10 protein-coding genes are annotated in these 15,642 nt (G+C 71.4%); 8 read left to right on the top strand and 2 right to left on the bottom strand.

Features of this window, described 5'->3' with window-relative positions:
- Positions 1-439: 439 nt before the first annotated feature.
- Complete coding sequence (locus AB4Z46_RS31975) at positions 440-3,151, bottom strand: circularly permuted type 2 ATP-grasp protein (RefSeq protein WP_442287590.1); 2,712 nt, start codon at positions 3,149-3,151, stop codon at positions 440-442.
- Positions 3,152-3,263: 112 nt separating this feature from the next.
- Entirely contained in the window at positions 3,264-6,758 is a 3,495-nt protein-coding gene (locus AB4Z46_RS31980) for a transglutaminase family protein (RefSeq protein WP_442287591.1), read from the bottom strand.
- 166 nt (positions 6,759-6,924) lie between these two features.
- On the opposite strand from AB4Z46_RS31980, the gene AB4Z46_RS31985 reads away from it, so the two are divergent.
- The 8 genes from AB4Z46_RS31985 (at position 6,925) to AB4Z46_RS32020 (ending at position 15,636) form a co-directional block, all read left to right on the top strand.
- On the top strand, positions 6,925-9,339 hold the full coding sequence (locus tag AB4Z46_RS31985; protein ID WP_442287616.1) for a DNA internalization-related competence protein ComEC/Rec2: 2,415 nt from the start codon (positions 6,925-6,927) through the stop codon (positions 9,337-9,339).
- 108 nt (positions 9,340-9,447) lie between these two features.
- Positions 9,448-10,299: an IclR family transcriptional regulator gene (locus AB4Z46_RS31990; protein ID WP_442287592.1), complete on the top strand. Its 852-nt coding sequence runs from the start codon at positions 9,448-9,450 to the stop codon at positions 10,297-10,299.
- Positions 10,299-11,450 (top strand): thiolase family protein, encoded by a 1,152-nt coding sequence (locus AB4Z46_RS31995; RefSeq protein ID WP_442287593.1) that lies wholly within the window; start codon positions 10,299-10,301, stop codon positions 11,448-11,450. The genes AB4Z46_RS31990 and AB4Z46_RS31995 overlap by 1 nt, the downstream gene beginning before the upstream one ends.
- Positions 11,450-11,830 carry a Zn-ribbon domain-containing OB-fold protein gene (locus AB4Z46_RS32000; RefSeq protein ID WP_442287594.1) on the top strand — a complete coding sequence of 127 codons (381 nt, stop codon included), beginning with the start codon at positions 11,450-11,452 and terminating at the stop codon, positions 11,828-11,830. The genes AB4Z46_RS31995 and AB4Z46_RS32000 overlap by 1 nt, the downstream gene beginning before the upstream one ends.
- A gap of 38 nt (positions 11,831-11,868) precedes the next feature.
- Entirely contained in the window at positions 11,869-12,861 is a 993-nt protein-coding gene (locus AB4Z46_RS32005) for a tripartite tricarboxylate transporter substrate binding protein (RefSeq protein WP_442287595.1), read from the top strand.
- 4 nt (positions 12,862-12,865) lie between these two features.
- Positions 12,866-13,744 (top strand): MaoC/PaaZ C-terminal domain-containing protein, encoded by an 879-nt coding sequence (locus tag AB4Z46_RS32010; protein ID WP_442287596.1) that lies wholly within the window; start codon positions 12,866-12,868, stop codon positions 13,742-13,744.
- Positions 13,745-13,768: 24 nt separating this feature from the next.
- The gene (locus AB4Z46_RS32015; protein WP_442287597.1) at positions 13,769-14,776 is read left to right on the top strand and encodes a tripartite tricarboxylate transporter substrate binding protein; all 1,008 of its coding nucleotides are present in this window, start codon (positions 13,769-13,771) and stop codon (positions 14,774-14,776) included.
- 65 nt (positions 14,777-14,841) lie between these two features.
- Positions 14,842-15,636 carry an oxepin-CoA hydrolase, alternative type gene (locus tag AB4Z46_RS32020; protein WP_442287598.1) on the top strand — a complete coding sequence of 265 codons (795 nt, stop codon included), beginning with the start codon at positions 14,842-14,844 and terminating at the stop codon, positions 15,634-15,636.
- Positions 15,637-15,642: the final 6 nt, after the last annotated feature.

Raw genomic sequence — 15,642 nt, forward strand, 5'->3', positions numbered from 1 at the left:
CTTCAGGCGGGGTCCGCGCAAACTCGCTTCGCTCAAACACGCGCGGCCCTTCTTCCGCCTGAAGCTGCGCTCCTCAGCGGCGCAGAGGGGATCGCCGGTCCCGCACCGCATGCCGGGCTCAGGGGTGTGCGAGCCGCCCCTGCGCTTCCAGCGTTGCAATGCAACCCCAACCTGTCCACGGCGGTGGGCGGTATGCCCCGGGCCGGCCGTTGAGGCACCGCCGAGCAGCGCAGCGGCAGGCGGAAAAAGGGCCGCGCGTGTTTGAGCGCAACGCAGTGGAGCGAGTTTGCGCGGACCCCGCCTGTCGCGAGCAGCGCAGGGCAGCCGCGCAGCGGCCGGTGACGTCGGCCGGCCCGGGGCATACCGCCCGCCGCCGCCGCACTCACGCACTCACGCACCTCGCGACAAAAGCCGCCTTCGCATACGCTTCCGCGCGAACCTACGCTCCGACCGAGCGCAGGGACTCGGAAGTCAGGGTGAAATAGCGCGTACCGATCGCATCCGACACACGGTAGGCGGCCGTCTCACAGGCGGCGAACAGTTGCACCAGCGCCGGGTACCGCTGGTCGAGGCCCGGATCGCAAAGGCCCTCGAGGGTCCAGCTGTCGGGGTCGGGCAGGTCGTAGGACAGGGCGGTGAGCTTGTCGGGCGCGCTGCCCGCGAGCTTGGCGATGCGCTTGCGCAGGGTCTGAGCGACCCAGGCCAGCGAGCGTGGGTTGTCTCCGTCCAGCACCAGCAGGTCGACCAGCGTGGCGACATCGCGCCGCTGCTGGTAGCGCGCATGGAAGGTGATGGTGCTGTCGAACAGCGCCACCATGGCCTCGAAGCCGCTGACCTCGTGCACCGAGCCGGTCTCGAAGCCGGCCGCCAGCGCGCTCGACAGGAAACCCAGGCGCTCGATGTGGCGGCCGATCGACAGCAGCCGCCAGGCGTCGTCGCGCGTCATGCGGTCGGTCTGGGCGCCGGTCATCGCCGACAACGCGCTGCTGGCCGACTCGAGCAGGCGCAGCGCGGTACCGGTGGCGTAGCCGCCCTCGGAGTTCTCGTCGGCCTGCTCGGCGCCGTGGCGCAGGAAGTCGGTCTCGGCGCGCACGATCTGGTTCCAGTGGTCCTGCGACAGCCGCTCGCGCACCGCGGCAGCCGCCTGGCGAATGCAGCGCAGGCTGTAGCCCACGCTGCCGCCCTTGTCGACGTTGCCCATCTCGGCGATCAGCGCCCGCTCGAACACGCGCCTTGACTTCGGCAGGCTCGGCACCTCGGGCGGCACCAGCGCATTGCGCAGCGCCAGCCTGTGCAGCCAGATCAGCAGCGCGCGGGCGGAGTGGTTCTCGCCGCCGAGCAGGTCGATGGTGAGCCGCGCCAGGCGCACCGCGTTCTCGGCCCGCTCGGTGTAGCGGCCGAGCCAGAACATGTTCTCGGCCGCCCGGCTGGTGACCGGGGCCCGGTGCCGCGCCAGCGAGGCCGGCGTCGCGTGCGGCTGCAGCAGCGTGGTGCGGTCGACTTCGCCCTCGGTGCGCACCCAGACGTCGGCGCTGCTGCCGCCGCGCTGCATCGAGGCGATCTGGGCGTCGCGTCCGGCCAGCCGCGCGAGGCCGCCCGGAAGCACGCGCCACGAGCGCGGTCCGTCGCTGACCGCGAACACGCGCAGCAGCACCGAGCGCTGCGCGATGTGGCCGCGGCCCAGGTCCTGCGTCCAGGTCGGCATCTGCGACAGCGGCAGGTAGCTTTGCACCGTGTGGGCCTCGCCCTGGCGCACGATCCGGCCGGCCCATTCGTCGAGTTCGCGCCGCCCCATGTGGTGGCCGAGCACGGCATCGAAGCTGGTGTGCGAGTCGATGTCGGGGTAGGTGGACTTGATCGCGCAGTCGGCCAGCTGCGGCAGCACGGCTTCCATCGCGGCGCGTTCGCCGCACCACCAAGTGGGCAGGGCCGGCAGCCGCAGCTTCTCTCCGATCAGGCGGCGCGCCAGCGCGGGCAGGAAGCCCAGCAGCGCGGGCGACTCCAGAAAGGCCGAGCCGGGCATGTTGGCCACCAGCACGTTGCCGGCGCGGATCGCCTGCAGCAGGCCCGGCACGCCGAGCGTGGAATCGGGGCGCAGCTCGAGCGGGTCGAGGTACTGGTCGTCGAGCCGCTTGACCAGCCCGTGCACCGGTCGGAGGCCTTGCAGCGTCTTGAGGTACAGGCGCTGGTCGCGCACCGTGAGGTCGCTGCCCTCGACCAGCGTGATGCCGAGGTAGCGCGCCAGGTAGGCGTGCTCGAAGTAGGTCTCGTTGTAGGGGCCGGGCGTCAGCAGCGCGATGTGCGGCGGCTGGCCGGCCGGACACATGCGCTGCAGGCCCTCCATCATGGCGTTGTAGGTGGCGGCCACGCGCTGCACCTGCAGGTTCTCGAAGGCCAGCGGGAACTGGCGCGCGATCGCGAGCCGGTTCTCGAGCAGATAGCCCAGGCCCGAGGGCGCCTGGGTACGCTGCGAGACCACCCACCAGTTGCCGTCGGGCCCGCGCGCGAGATCGAAGGCCGCGATGTGCAGCCAGGTGTCGCCGGGCGGCCGCACGCCGTGCATGGCCCGCAGGTAGCCCGGGTGGCCCTGGACCAGCGCCGGCGGCAGCAGGCCCTCGGCCAGCAGCTGCTGCGGGCCGTAGACGTCGGCCATCACCCGGTCGAGCACGCGCACGCGCTGCTGGACGCCGGCCTCGATCTGGGCCCAGCTCTCGGACGAGACGATCAGCGGGAACAGGTCGAGCGACCAGGGCCGCTGCGGACCGTCGGCATCGGCGTAGACGTTGTAGGTGACGCCGTTGTCGCGGATCTGGCGTTCGAGGCTGACGGCGCGCCGCGGCAGGTCGTCGAAGCCGCCCGGGCCCAGGTGCTCGAAGAAGTCGGCCCAGGCCGGGGCCAGCGGCACCTGTTCGCGCCGGTCGGCATCGTCGTCGTGTCCGGCGGCCGGCGCGGCGGGCGGGACGGACGAGGCTTCGTAGAGCGGCGCCGGCTGCGAAGAGGGCGCCCCCGGACGCGACGCGTCCTGCGGTGTGGCGGCGCCGCGCAGCTCGTCGAAATGGCCCGGCGCGGCCGGGGGGGCGAGTGCGGCCGCGAGTGCGGCAGGCGCTTCCAGCGCCTGGGCGTCGAAGAGGGATTCGTTCTGTGGGTCCACGGTAGGGATTGTCACTCGCCCCCAGGTTGCCCGCACTTCGTGTCGGGCGCCCACCCCCTACCGGGGGCAACACCAGCGGCCCGGCGAAGCCGGTTCCGCGGTGTTCCTGGTCTTAGCGTCTCAGGTCGAGCGTGAAGGGGAACTCGCGGCTGCCTGCCAGCTCGATGGTCGTAGGCGGCGTGCTCATCAGACCGGGCGTGTGGCCCATGCGCGAGAAGCGCGAGTGGCGCCGGCTTTCGGCCTCGTAGGCGTTGACCGGGAAGGTGTCGTAGTTGCGGCCGCCCGGGTGCGCCACGAAGTACTGGCAACCGCCGAGCGAGCGCTTCATCCAGGTGTCGACGATGTCGAAAGTCAACGGCGCATGCGCACCGATGCTCGGATGCAGCGCCGAGGGCGGATTCCAGGCCTTGTAGCGCACGCCCGCCACGAACTCGCCGACGGTGCCGGTGGGCTGCAGCGGCAGCGCGCGGCCGTTGACGGTGATGACGTAGCGGCTCTCGTTGAGGCCGGTGACGCGCACCTCGATGCGCTCGAGCGAGGAGTCGACATAGCGCACGGTGCCGCCGGCCGAGCCTTCCTCGCCCATCACGTGCCAGGGTTCGAGCGCGTTGCGCAGCGACAGCTCGACGCCCATGGCCTGCACCTGGCCGACCAGCGGGAAGCGGAACTCGAAGTGCGGCGCGAACCAGTTCGGATCGAAGGCGAAGCCGGCCTGGCGCATCTCGCTGATCACGTCGTCGAAGTCCATCTTGACGAAGGTCGGCAGCAGGAAACGGTCGTGCAGCTCGGTGCCCCAGCGCGTGGCCGGCGCCTGGTACGGCGCATCCCAGAAGCGGGCGATGAAGGCGCGCAGCAGCAATTGCTGCGCGATGCTCATGCGCGCATGCGGCGGCATCTCGAAGGCGCGCAGCTCGAGCAGGCCCAGCCGCCCGGTGCTGGAGTCGGGCGAGTAGAGCTTGTCGATGCAGAACTCGCTGCGGTGGGTGTTGCCGGTGACGTCGACCAGGATGTTGCGCAAGGTGCGGTCGACCAGCCAGGCCGGCATGTTCTGGCCGTGGATCTCGCGGTTGCGGGCAATTTCCTTGAGCGCGATCTCGAGCTCGTAGACCTGGTCGTTGCGCGCTTCGTCCACGCGCGGCGCCTGGCTGGTCGGGCCGATGAACATGCCCGAGAACAGGTAGCTCAGCGACGGATGGTTGTGCCAGTAGAGCAGCAGGCTGGCGAGCAACTCGGGCCGGCGCAGGAAGGGGCTGTCGGCGGGCACGGCGCCGCCCATCACGAAGTGGTTGCCRCCGCCGGTGCCGGTGTGGCGGCCGTCGGTCATGAACTTCTCGGCCGACAGGCGGGTCTCGAACGCGGCGTTGTAGAGAAACTCGGTGTGCTCGACCAGCTCGCGCCAGTTGTGCGCGGGATGGATGTTGACTTCGATGACGCCGGGGTCGGGCGTGACCTGCAGCATCTTGAGGCGCGGATCGCGCGGCGGCGGATAGCCCTCCATCACGATCTTCACGCCGAGCTGTTCGGCCGTGGCTTCGATCGCGGCGACCAGGTCGAGGTAGTCCTCCAGCCGCGCCAGCGGCGGCATGAAGACATAGAGCACGCCCGAGGCGTCGCCGAGCTTCTCGGCCGCCGGTCCGTTGGCGCGGCGCGGGTCGCGCACCTCGACGCACAGCGCGCTGCGGGTGATCCAGTGGGCCGACTCGCCGCGCCGCGGCTGGCGCGGCGTGGTCGGGTCGATGGCGGCGTCCGCCGTCGGGCGGGGGCCAGCGCCCGGCGCCTGCATGCGCAGCCCTGCCGGCGCCGCTTCGGGCGCGCCGAAGGCATAGGGCACGGCACCGCGATCGGCATCCGCGCCGGTCGGCGCGCCCGCGTAGCGCGCCCGGTAGTCGGCCGCCGCCGGCAGGCTGCCGCGCGGCGCGGTCGGGTCGCGCTCGACCAGGTAGGGGTAGTCGCCCTTGCTAGCCCAGGGCTGCGAGTCGAGCGGCAGCCTGTAGCCCATCGGCGAATCGCCCGGGATCAGGTACATGCGGTCGTCGCGCAGGAACCAGGGGCCGGTCTTCCAGCCCGGACCCGCGAGCGCGGGCGCATCGGTGTCGGCGTTGCCGGCCTCGATCGGCAGCATGTAGCCGATCACGGCATCGAGCTTCTGCGTGAACACGCGTCGCAAACGGACGCGCTCCATCTCGTCGTCGAGCCTGGAGTCGAAAGGGTCGACGTTGACCGGCAGCCGGCGCTCGCGCCAGAGGTAGTAGTACACGTCCTCGTAGCCGGGCTGGATGTAGCGCTCGGTCAGGCCCAGGCGGTGCGCGAGCTCCGTGGTGAAGCGGCGCGCATCCTCGCTGGTGTAGTGCGTGGGCGTGCGTTCGTCGGCGAAGAGCGCCGGGTTGTGCCACAGCGTCTGGCCGTCGGCGCGCCAGAAGATCGACAGCGCCCAGCGCGGCAGCTGCTCGCCCGGGTACCACTTGCCCTGGCCGAAGTGCAGGAAGCCGCCCTGGCCGTACTCGGCGCGCAGCTTGTGCACCAGTTCGGTCGCGTAGCCGCGCTTGGTCGGGCCGAGCGCGTCGGTGTTCCATTCGGCGGCGTCGCGGTCGCTGGTGGCCACGTAGGTCGGCTCGCCGCCCATCGTGAGGCGCACGTCGCCGGCCTTCAGGCACTTGTCGACCGCATCGCCCAGCGCCAGCACCTCGGCCCATTGCGCGTCTGTGTAGGGCTTGGTGACGCGCGGCGACTCGTGGATGCGCGTGACCTTCATCTCGTGGCCGAACTCGACCTCGGCTTCGTCGACCGCGCCCTCGATCGGTGCGGCGCTCGAAGGCGTCGGCGTGCAGGCCAGCGGGATGTGGCCTTCGCCGGCCAGCAGGCCCGAGGTGGCATCGAGTCCGATCCAGCCCGCACCCGGCAGGTAGACCTCGCACCAGGCATGCAGGTCGGTGAAGTCGACCGTGGTGCCGCTCGGGCCGTCGAGCGCCTTGACGTCGGGCGTGAGCTGGATCAGATAGCCCGACACGAAGCGCGCCGCCAGTCCGCAGTGGCGCAGCAACTGCACCAGCAGCCAGCCGGAGTCGCGGCACGAGCCCGAGCCGTTGGTCAGCGTCTCCTCGGGTGTCTGCACGCCCGGCTCCATGCGGATCAGGTAGTTGACGTCCTGCTGCACCTGCTGGTTGATGCCGACCAGGAAGTCGATGGTGCGCTGTTCCTTGCGCTCGATCTTCTCGAGGTAGGCCTGCACCAGCGGCGTGGCCTCGTCGGCCACCAGGTAGGGCGCGAGCTCCTGCGCCTGCGCCTCGGTGTACTTGAAGGGGAAGTTCTCGGCCTGCGGCTCGAGGAAGAAATCGAAGGGGTTGTAGACCGCCATCTCGACCACGAGGTCGACCGTGACCTTGAACTCGCGCGTCTTCTCGGGGAACACCAGCCGCGCCTGGTAGTTCGCGAACGGGTCCTGCTGCCAGTTGACGAAGTGCTCTTCGGGCTCGACCCGCAGCGAGTACGAGATCACGTTGCTGCGGCAATGCGGCGCCGGACGCAGGCGGACCACCTGGGGCCCGAGTTGCACCGGACGGTCGTACTTGTAGTGGGTGACGTGGTGGAGGGCGGCGTGGATGGACATTGTTTCTCGGTGCGTCGAGGATGCCTCGGGGTGAGTCGCATACTAGCCGACACAGAAAGCAATTTGCGCGCCAAAGAAGTGCGCAAGGGAGTGAATTGCAAATGACATCGGGAGTCGTCTCGTGACGGCCGGGCGGCGGGCGCGCGCCCTGGCGGTCTTCGCCGCGATGGCGGGTTCGGTGCTCGGCGCTGTGCTGCAACTGCAGCAGGCGGCGCTGTGGCACTGGGCGTTCTATGCGGGCCTGCTCGCGCTGGCCGCGGCCGGCTGGCTGGGGCTTCGAGCGCTGCGCGGGCCATCGGCGCTGTGGCTGCCGATGGCGCTGCTGCTGAGCGCGATGGCCGGAGGCGGCTCGGCGGGCTGGCGCGCCGCGGCCTATTCGGCCGGCGCCTTGTCGCCGGCCGTCGAGGGGCGCGACCTGCTGGTGGAGGGCCGGATCGCGAACATGCCCCAACTCGGCGGCGGCGCGATCCGGTTTTCCTTCGAGGTCGAGTCGGCGCGCTGGGCCAGTGCGGCGGATGCCGACAGCCTGCCGCCGCAAGTGCCGTCCCGCGTCTCGCTGGGCTGGTACGACGCGTCCACGGGCCCGTGGGCGCGTCCGGCCGAGGAGACCGTCAAGCCGGGCGCGCTGCACGCCGGCGAGCGCTGGCGACTGGCGGTGCGGCTGCGGGCGCCGCACGGCAGCCTCAACCCGCACGGTTTCGATCATGAGCTTCGCCTGTGGGAGCAGGGCGAGCATGCGACCGGCCAGGTGCGCGCCGGCGTCCGCGATCCCGCGCCCGAGCGCCTGGGCCCGAGCTGGCGCCATCCGGTCGAGCGCCTGCGCGAGACGGTGCGCGATGCGGTCTTCGAACGTGTCGACGACCCGCGCCGGGCCGGCGTGGTCGCGGCGCTCATCACGGGCGACCAGAACGCGATCGAGCGCACGGACTGGGACGTCTTCCGTGCCACCGGCGTGGCCCACCTGATGTCGATCTCCGGCCTCCATATCACGATGTTCGCCTGGCTCGCCACTGCGCTCGTCGGTGCCCTGTGGCGCCGCAGCGGCCGCCTGATGCTGCGCTGGCCGGCGCAGCACGCCGCGCTGGTCGGGGGCGTACTGCTCGCCACGCTCTATGCCGTGTTCAGCGGCTGGGGCGTGCCTTCGCAGCGCACCGTGCTGATGCTCGCGGCCATCGGGCTGCTCCGCCTGACGGGCCGGCGCTGGCCCTGGCCCTTCGTCTGGCTGTTGGCTTGCGCGGTCGTGGTCGCGGCCGATCCCTGGGCCCTGATGCAGGCGGGCTTCTGGCTGAGCTTCGTCGCCGTGGGCGTGCTGTTCGCCGCCGACGGCGCGGCGCCCGCCGGCGCGCCGTCAGGCCTTGCCGCGCGCCTGCTGCGGATGCTGCGCGAGCAGTGGGTCGTGACGCTGGCGCTGACGCCGCTCACGCTGCTGCTGTTTCAGCAGGTCTCGGCCGTCGGCCTGCTGGCCAATGCCGTCGCGATCCCCTGGGTCACGCTGGTCGTGACGCCGCTGGCCATGCTCGGCGTCGTTGCCGCACCGTTGTGGCACGCCGCCGGATGGTCGGTGCAGGTCCTGTCGTGGGTGCTGGAGTGGCTCGCCGGCCTGCCGTTCGCGACCTTGTCGATGCCGGCGCCGCCGCTCTGGATGGCGATGGCGGGCGTGCTGGGCGGCACCTTGCTGGCGATGCGGCTGCCGGGCTCGCTGCGCCTGCTGGGGGTGCCGCTGCTGCTGCCGGCGCTGCTGTGGCAGGCGCCGCGGCCCGCCGCGGGCGAGTTCGAACTGCTGGCGGCCGACATCGGCCAGGGCAACGCCGTGCTGGTGCGCACCGCCACGCACAGCCTGCTGTACGACACGGGCCCGCGCTACAGCCTCGACAGCGACGCCGGCCAGCGGGTGCTGGTGCCGCTGCTGCGGGCGCTCGGCGAGCGGCTGGATACCGTGGTGCTGAGCCATCGCGACAGCGACCACGTGGGCGGCGCGCCCGCGGTGCTCGCCATGCAGCCGCAGGCGACGCTGCTGAGCTCGATCGAGGCCGAGCACCCGCTGCAGGCCGTGCGCCCGGCCCGGCGCTGCGAGGCCGGCCAGCGCTGGCGCTGGGACGGCGTCGATTTCGAGGTGCTGCATCCGCAGGGCGACGACTACGCCGCTTTCGTCAAGCCAAGGCCCAACGCCATCTCGTGCGTGCTGCGCATCGGCAACGGCCGCGCGACGGCCCTGCTGGCCGGCGACATCGAGCGCCTGCAGGAGGCCGCGCTGGTGGTGCGCACGCCGGACCTGCGCGCCGATGTGCTGCTGGTGCCTCACCACGGCAGCAAGACCTCGTCGACCGCGCTGCTGCTCGATGCGGTACGGCCGCGCATCGCGCTGGTCCAGGCCGGCTGGCGCAACCGCTTCGGGCATCCGGCCGCGGAGGTGGTGGCGCGTTACCGGGAGCGCGGGATCACGCTGGCCGAGTCGCCGCGATGTGGCGCCGCGACCTGGTCCAGCACGCGGCCGGAGCATCTGGCCTGCGAGCGCGAACGGCAGGCGCGCTATTGGCATCACGCCGTGCCGCGAACGCCAGTCATCGGGGTTTCCCCTTGAAAAGTTTCGTTCATCGCAACTTTTTGTCTTTCGCTTGACGATAGAAAGCGCTGGGCCTTCAATGAATGCCAGACATACAGGTTCCGCAGAACGAAACACAGACATACGATGGCCGTCCGTCCCCGCTCCGTCCCTTCCGTGCTCGCGAACAGCGCCACCGAGCCGACCTCGTCGGTCGAGCGCGCCTGCCGCATCCTGCGGGCCCTGTCCGACCCGGGCGTCGCACGGCTGACCGACATCGCGCTGGCCACCGGCCTCGACAAGACCACCGTGCTGCGCCTCATCGAGGTGCTGATGCGCGACGGCTTCGTGGTGCGCGATGCCGAGACCAAGCACTACAGCCTCGGTGCCGAACTGCTGGTGCTGGGTGCGGCGGCGCTGGCGCGCTTCGACCCGCGCCCGCTGGTGCGCCCCAGCCTGCTGCGCCTCACCGGCACCTTCGAGGACAGCGTGATCCTGTCGATCCCGAGCGGCATCGAGTCGCTGTGCGTGGACGTCGAGGAAGGGCGCTTTCCGATCCGTGCCAACTACCTCTCGATCGGCAGCCGGCGCCCGCTCGGCGTGGGCGCCGGCAGCCTGGCCTTGCTGGCCTGGATGCCCGAAGGCGAACGCAAGGCCGCGCTGGCCGTCATCGCCCCACAGCTCGAGCGCTACCCGCGCATCACGCCGAAGCTGCTCGAGGCGCGGGCCATGGAGGCGCGCGAGCGCGGCTACGCGGTGCTGCTCGACGTCGTGGTCGAGCGCATGGGCGGCATTGCGGTGCCGATCCTCGGCGCCGACGGAAGACCGGTCGCGGCGATCAGCATCGCGGCGCTCAACGACCGCATCACCTCGCGCGAGGCCGAGCTGGCGAAGGCGCTGCGGCGCGAGTGCGCGACCTGCGAAGTGCTCTGGAGCGGGGCCGCGCACCAGAGCGCCATGGCCACCCGCAGTGCCAGCCGGCGCGCCAGGGTCCACTGATGGCCGCAACCGTCGCCTACCTCGTGGGTGCGGGCAGCACCGCCTTCGGCCGTCACGAAGGGCTGGGCGCCATCGACCTGATGGCCCGGGCCGCGCAGCAGGCGCTCGACACGGCCCGGCTGCAGCGCGCCGACATCGACGGCGTGTTGTGCGGCTATGCGACCACCTTGCCGCACCTGATGCTGTCGACGCTGTTCTGCGAGCGCTTCGCGCTGCGTCCGGCCTATGCCCACAGCCTGCAGCTGGGCGGCGCCTCGGGTGCCGCGATGCTGATGCTGGCGCGCGAGCTGGTGCGCGCCGGGCGCTGCCGCAACCTGCTGGTGGTGGCGGGCGAGAACCGCCTGAGCGGCCAGTCACGCGACAGCTCGATCCAGACGCTGGCGCAGGTCGGCGATGCCGACTTCGAACTCCCCAACGGCGCCTCGGTACCGGCCTATTACGGCCTGCTCGCATCGCGCTACATGCACGAGACCGGCACCCGCGAAGCCGACCTCGCCGAGCTGGCCGTGCTGATGCGCGACCATGCGGCCAGCCATCCGGAAGCCCATCTGCGGACCCCGATCTCGCTGGCCGAGGTGCTCGCGTCCAAGCCGATCGCGGCGCCGCTCAAGCTGCTCGACTGCTGCCCGATCTCCGACGGCGCCATGGCCCTGGTGGTGTCGGCCGCACCGCGTGGCGAGTCCCGCGTGGCGTTGGCGGGCGCCGGGCAGGCGCACCGCCACCAGCACCTGAGCGCCATGGCCGACGTCATGCAATGCGGCGCCTCCGAGGCGGCCTCGCGCGCCTTCGACGAGGCGGGTCTGGGCCGAGGCGACATCGACTGCCTCGGCATCTATGACTCCTTCACGATCACCCTGGCCATGCTGCTCGAGGAGATCGGCTTCGCGCCCCGTGGCGGGGCGGCCGGGCGCGTGCGCCACGGCGACTTTCGCGCCGATGGGCCGCTGCCGCTCAACACCCATGGCGGACTGCTCTCCTTCGGCCATTGCGGCGTCGCCGGCGGCATGGCGCACGTGGTCGAGATCTTCCGGCAGATGACGGGGCAGGCCGGCGAGCGCCAGCTGCGCCCGCCAAGGCACGCCTTCGTGCATGCCGACGGGGGCGTGATGTCTTCGCACGTGAGCCTGATTCTTTCGCGGGAGAGCGCGTGATGAACGAATCGCAAGGCGCACTCGCCGCGCCCTTCGTCGAAGGCCTGGCGCGGCAGGTGCTGCGATTCCAGTCCTGCGGCGACTGCGGCAGCCCGCAGACTTTGGCGCGCTACGCCTGCGCGAACTGCGGCGGCACGCGGCTGGCCTGGCGGGACGCCTGCGGCCGTGCGACCGTGCATGCCGTGACGGTGGTGTCGCGTGCACCGTCCGATGCCTTCCGCGCCCTCGTGCCGTACACGCTGGTGCTGGTCGTGCTCGACGAGGGCCCGCGCCTGATGGCCCATGCCGCGGCCGGCGTGCGCATCGGCGAGCGCGTCTCGGCGACCTTCTTCGCGCACCAGGGCCGGGTGCTGGTGCGCTTCGAGCCCGAGCGCGCCTGAGCGGCTTTCTTCGATCACAAAAGAGCAGGAGACACGGCATGCATTCCTTCCTTCGATTCTTCCTTGCCCGGGAGCGGCTCCTGGTGCTGGGGGCCGCGCTGTGCCTGGCGTCCGCTGCGGCGGCCCAGGCGCAGGGTTATCCGGCCAAGCCGGTGAAGCTGGTCGTGCCGTATCCGCCGGGCGGCCCGACCGACATCGTGGCGCGCGTGGTGGCGCAGAAGCTCTCGGAGCAGACCGGCCAGCAGTTCATCGTCGACAACCGCGCCGGCGCCGGCGGCAATCCCGGGGCCGAGCTGGTGGCGCACAGCGCGCCCGACGGCTATACGCTGGTGGTCGCGACCACGGCGCACGCCATCAATCCTTCGCTGTTCAAGAATCTCGGCTACCAGTTGCTGAAGGACTTCGCGCCGGTGTCGCAGCTCACCAGCGGGCCGCTGGTGATCGTCGCCAATCCGGCCCTGCCCGCGAACAATGTGGCGGAGCTGATCGCGCTCGCCAAGGCCAGGCCCGGCGAGCTGAATTTCGCCTCCTCGGGCAACGGCCAGTCGACCCATCTGGCGGCCGAGCTGTTCGACTCGATGGCCGGCGTGAAGATGAAGCACATCCCTTACAAGGGCAGCGCGCCGGCATTGACCGACGTGATCGCGGGCCAGACGCAGCTGATGTTCGACACCATGCTGTCGGCCATGCCGCATGTGAAGAGCGGCAAGCTCAAGGCGCTCGCCGTGACCAGTCCGAAGCGCTCGCCGGTGGCGCCCGATCTGCCCACCGTGGCCGAATCCGGCCTGCCGGGCTACGAGGCCATCGCGTGGAACGGGCTGCTGGCGCCGGCCGGCACGCCGCCCGAGGTCGTGGCGCGGCTCAATGCCGAACTCAGGAAGGCGCTGGCGCTGCCCGAGGTCAAGGACAAGTTCGAGGCCCAGGGTTTCGCCGCGAGCTGGAACACGCCCGCGGCTTTCGGCGGCTTCCTGCAGGCCGAGGTCGACAAATGGGCCAAGGTGGTCAAGGCCTCCGGTGCGACGTTGGATTGACGCCGTGATCGATCCCGCACGCCTGAGGCGTTGGCCCTTTGCCGACGTCGTTCATCGCTACACGGCCGAGGACACGATGCGCTATGCCTTGGCGCTCGGCGTCGGCGCCGACCCCACGGACCCCGCGCAGTTGCGCTTCGTCAACGACACCGCGGCCGGCACCCCGCTGGCCTTGCCGACCCTGGCGGTGGTGCTCGGCTATCCGGGTTCCTGGATGCAGGATCCGGCCACCGGCATCGACTTCACGCAGATCGTGCACGGCGAGGAACAGGTCGTCTGGCATCGGCCGCTGCCGGCGGCGGGCACGGTCGTGGCACGCCACCGCGTGACCCGCATCGTCGACAAGGGGCCGGGGCGGGGCGCCACGGTCACCTACGACAAGGACCTCTTCGACCAGGCCAGCGGCGCGCCGCTCGCGACCGTGACGCACACCACCTTCGCGCGCGGCAACGGCGGCTTCGCGACCGAGGCCGCGCCGGGGGACGCGTCGCCGCCGGCATCCGCGCCGGTGCCCTCGCGCTCGCCCGACCAGGTGGTCGACATTCCGACGCTGCCGCAGCAGGCCTTGCTCTACCGGCTGTGCGCCGACGGCAACCCGCTGCATTCGGATCCCGAGGTCGCGCGCGCCGCGGGCTTCGAGCGGCCGATCCTTCATGGCCTGTGCACCTGGGGCATCGTCGGCCACGCGGTGCTGGCGCACTGCTGCGGCCACGACCCGGCCCGCCTGCTGAGCCTGTTCGCGCGCTTCTCGGCGCCCGTGTTCCCGGGCGAGACGCTGCGCGTCGCGCTGTGGCTCGAAGGCGGCGATGTGCGCTTCCAGGCCCGCGTGCCGGCGCGCGAACGGGTCGTCCTCGACCACGGCCACGCGCGGGTCCAGGCCTAGGTTCTCTCACCCAAGGAGGCTCTCGTGACTACCCAGGACATCGCTCCCCCCGTCGTGCCGTTCACACGTCGCCGCTGGCTCGCCGGCGCCGCCGCCGCGAGCACCGCCATCGCCTGGCCGGCGCTGGCGCAGCAGGCCTTTCCGGCCCGGCCGGTGCGTTTCATCGTGCCCTTTCCGGCGGGAGGCCCTGTCGACACCACGGCCCGCGCGGTCGCGCTCAAGCTGTCCGAGATCTGGGGCCAGCAGGCCATCATCGACAACCGCGCGGGCGCGGGCGGCATCGTCGGCGCCGAGATCGCGGCCAAGGCCCCGGCCGACGGCTACAACCTGCTGGTGTGCAGCATCCACCATGCGGTGCTGCCGAGCCTGAAGCCCAAGCTGCCCTACGACATCGAGCGCGACTTCGTGCCGGTGAGCTTCGGTGCCATGTTTCCGGTGGTGCTGGTCGCGCATCCGGCGGTGCCGGTGCGCAACGTGGCCGAGCTCATCGCGTTGGACAAGGCGACGCCGGGCAAGCTGAGCTTCGGATCCTCGGGCAGTGGCGGTGGCACGCACCTGGCCGGCGAGCTGTTCAACATGCAGGCCGGCACCCGCTTGCTGCACGTGCCCTACAAGGGTAGCGCGCCCGCCATGACCGACTTGCTCGGCGGGCAGGTGCAATTCATGTTCAGCGATGCGCCCACGGCCCTGCCGCAGATCAAGGCCGGCAAGGTGCGCGCCATTGCGGTGGCGAGCGCGCGCCGTTCGGTGCTGCTGCCCGACGTGCCGACCGTGGCCGAGTCCGGACTGCCTGGCTACGAGGCGTACTCGTGGGCGGCGTTCGTGGCGCCGGCCGGCACGCCGAAAGACATCGTTCAGCGCCTCAGTGCCGACATCAACAAGGCGCTCGACGATCCGCAGGTCAAGCAGCGACTGCACGAGGTGGGTGCCGAAGCCATGCCGAGCACGCCGCAGGGCTTCGGGAAGATGCTCCACGCCGAGATCGACAAGTGGACGCGCGTGGTCCGCACCGCCAACATCCAGGTGGATTGATGAGCGCAGCGCCGGGCCGTTCCCAAGCAAGCTCGCACCGCAGTGCGCAGCACGGAGGTTGCCTGATGGCCGCGCAGGATCTCGACCCCGGCCCGCGCCTGCTGTTCAGGCGCGATGGCCCGGTGCTTGTCCTGACCCTCAGCAACCCGGCCGCGCGCAACGCGATGCATCCGTCGCTCTATCGGACCGCGGTCGAGCTGATGCGCGAGGCCGCGGGCGATCGCCGGATCCGCGCCATCGTGCTGGCCGGCGAGGGCGATCACTTCTGCGGCGGCGGCGACCTGAAACGGCTGGCCGACCAGCGCCGGCAGCCGCGCGAGCAGCAGCTCGGGCACCTCGATGCGCTGCACGACTGGGTGATGGCGATGCAGGATGCACCGCAGCCGGTGATCGCCGCGGTCGAAGGAGCGGCGGCGGGCGGCGGCTTTTCGCTCTGCCTGGGCTGCGACCTGATCGTCGCCGCCGAGGATGCGAAGTTCGTGATGTCGTACGTCAAGGTGGCCCTGTCGCCCGACGGCGGCGGCTCCGATTCGCTGGCCCGCGCCTTGCCGCCGCAGGCGGCGCTGGAGCTGTTGCTCGACGGCGGCGTGTGCAGCCCCGAGCGCTTGCATGCGCTGGGCGTGGTCAACCGGCTCGTGCCGCACGGCCAGGCGCTCGAAACGGCGCTGGCCTGGGCGCACCGGCTGGCCGCCGGCCCGTTCGACGCCCAGGCGCGCATCAAGCAACTGGTGCACGCCGCGCGCGGACGCTCGCGCCGGGCGCAGCTCGACGCCGAGCGCGACGCCTTCGTCGAGAGCCTCTACAGCGAGGACTGCGGCGATGGCATCGCCGCCTTCCTTTCGGCCCGCCGTCGCGGGTAACCCATT

The sequence above is a fragment of the Variovorax sp. M-6 genome (genome assembly GCF_052114385.1).
In the GTDB taxonomy this organism is placed as follows: Bacteria; Pseudomonadota; Gammaproteobacteria; order Burkholderiales; family Burkholderiaceae_C; genus Variovorax.

What these genes read in the sequence shown, in the direction of transcription:
- AB4Z46_RS31995 (WP_442287593.1), top strand. Translation starts at nt 10,299, where the DNA reads ATGGCCGCAACCGTCGCCTACCTCGTGGGTGCGGGCAGCACCGCCTTC.
- AB4Z46_RS32005 (WP_442287595.1), top strand. Translation starts at nt 11,869, where the DNA reads ATGCATTCCTTCCTTCGATTCTTCCTTGCCCGGGAGCGGCTCCTGGTG.
- AB4Z46_RS31985 (WP_442287616.1), top strand. Translation starts at nt 6,925, where the DNA reads ATGGCGGGTTCGGTGCTCGGCGCTGTGCTGCAACTGCAGCAGGCGGCG.
- AB4Z46_RS32020 (WP_442287598.1), top strand. Translation starts at nt 14,842, where the DNA reads ATGGCCGCGCAGGATCTCGACCCCGGCCCGCGCCTGCTGTTCAGGCGC.
- AB4Z46_RS32000 (WP_442287594.1), top strand. Translation starts at nt 11,450, where the DNA reads ATGAACGAATCGCAAGGCGCACTCGCCGCGCCCTTCGTCGAAGGCCTG.
- AB4Z46_RS31990 (WP_442287592.1), top strand. Translation starts at nt 9,448, where the DNA reads ATGGCCGTCCGTCCCCGCTCCGTCCCTTCCGTGCTCGCGAACAGCGCC.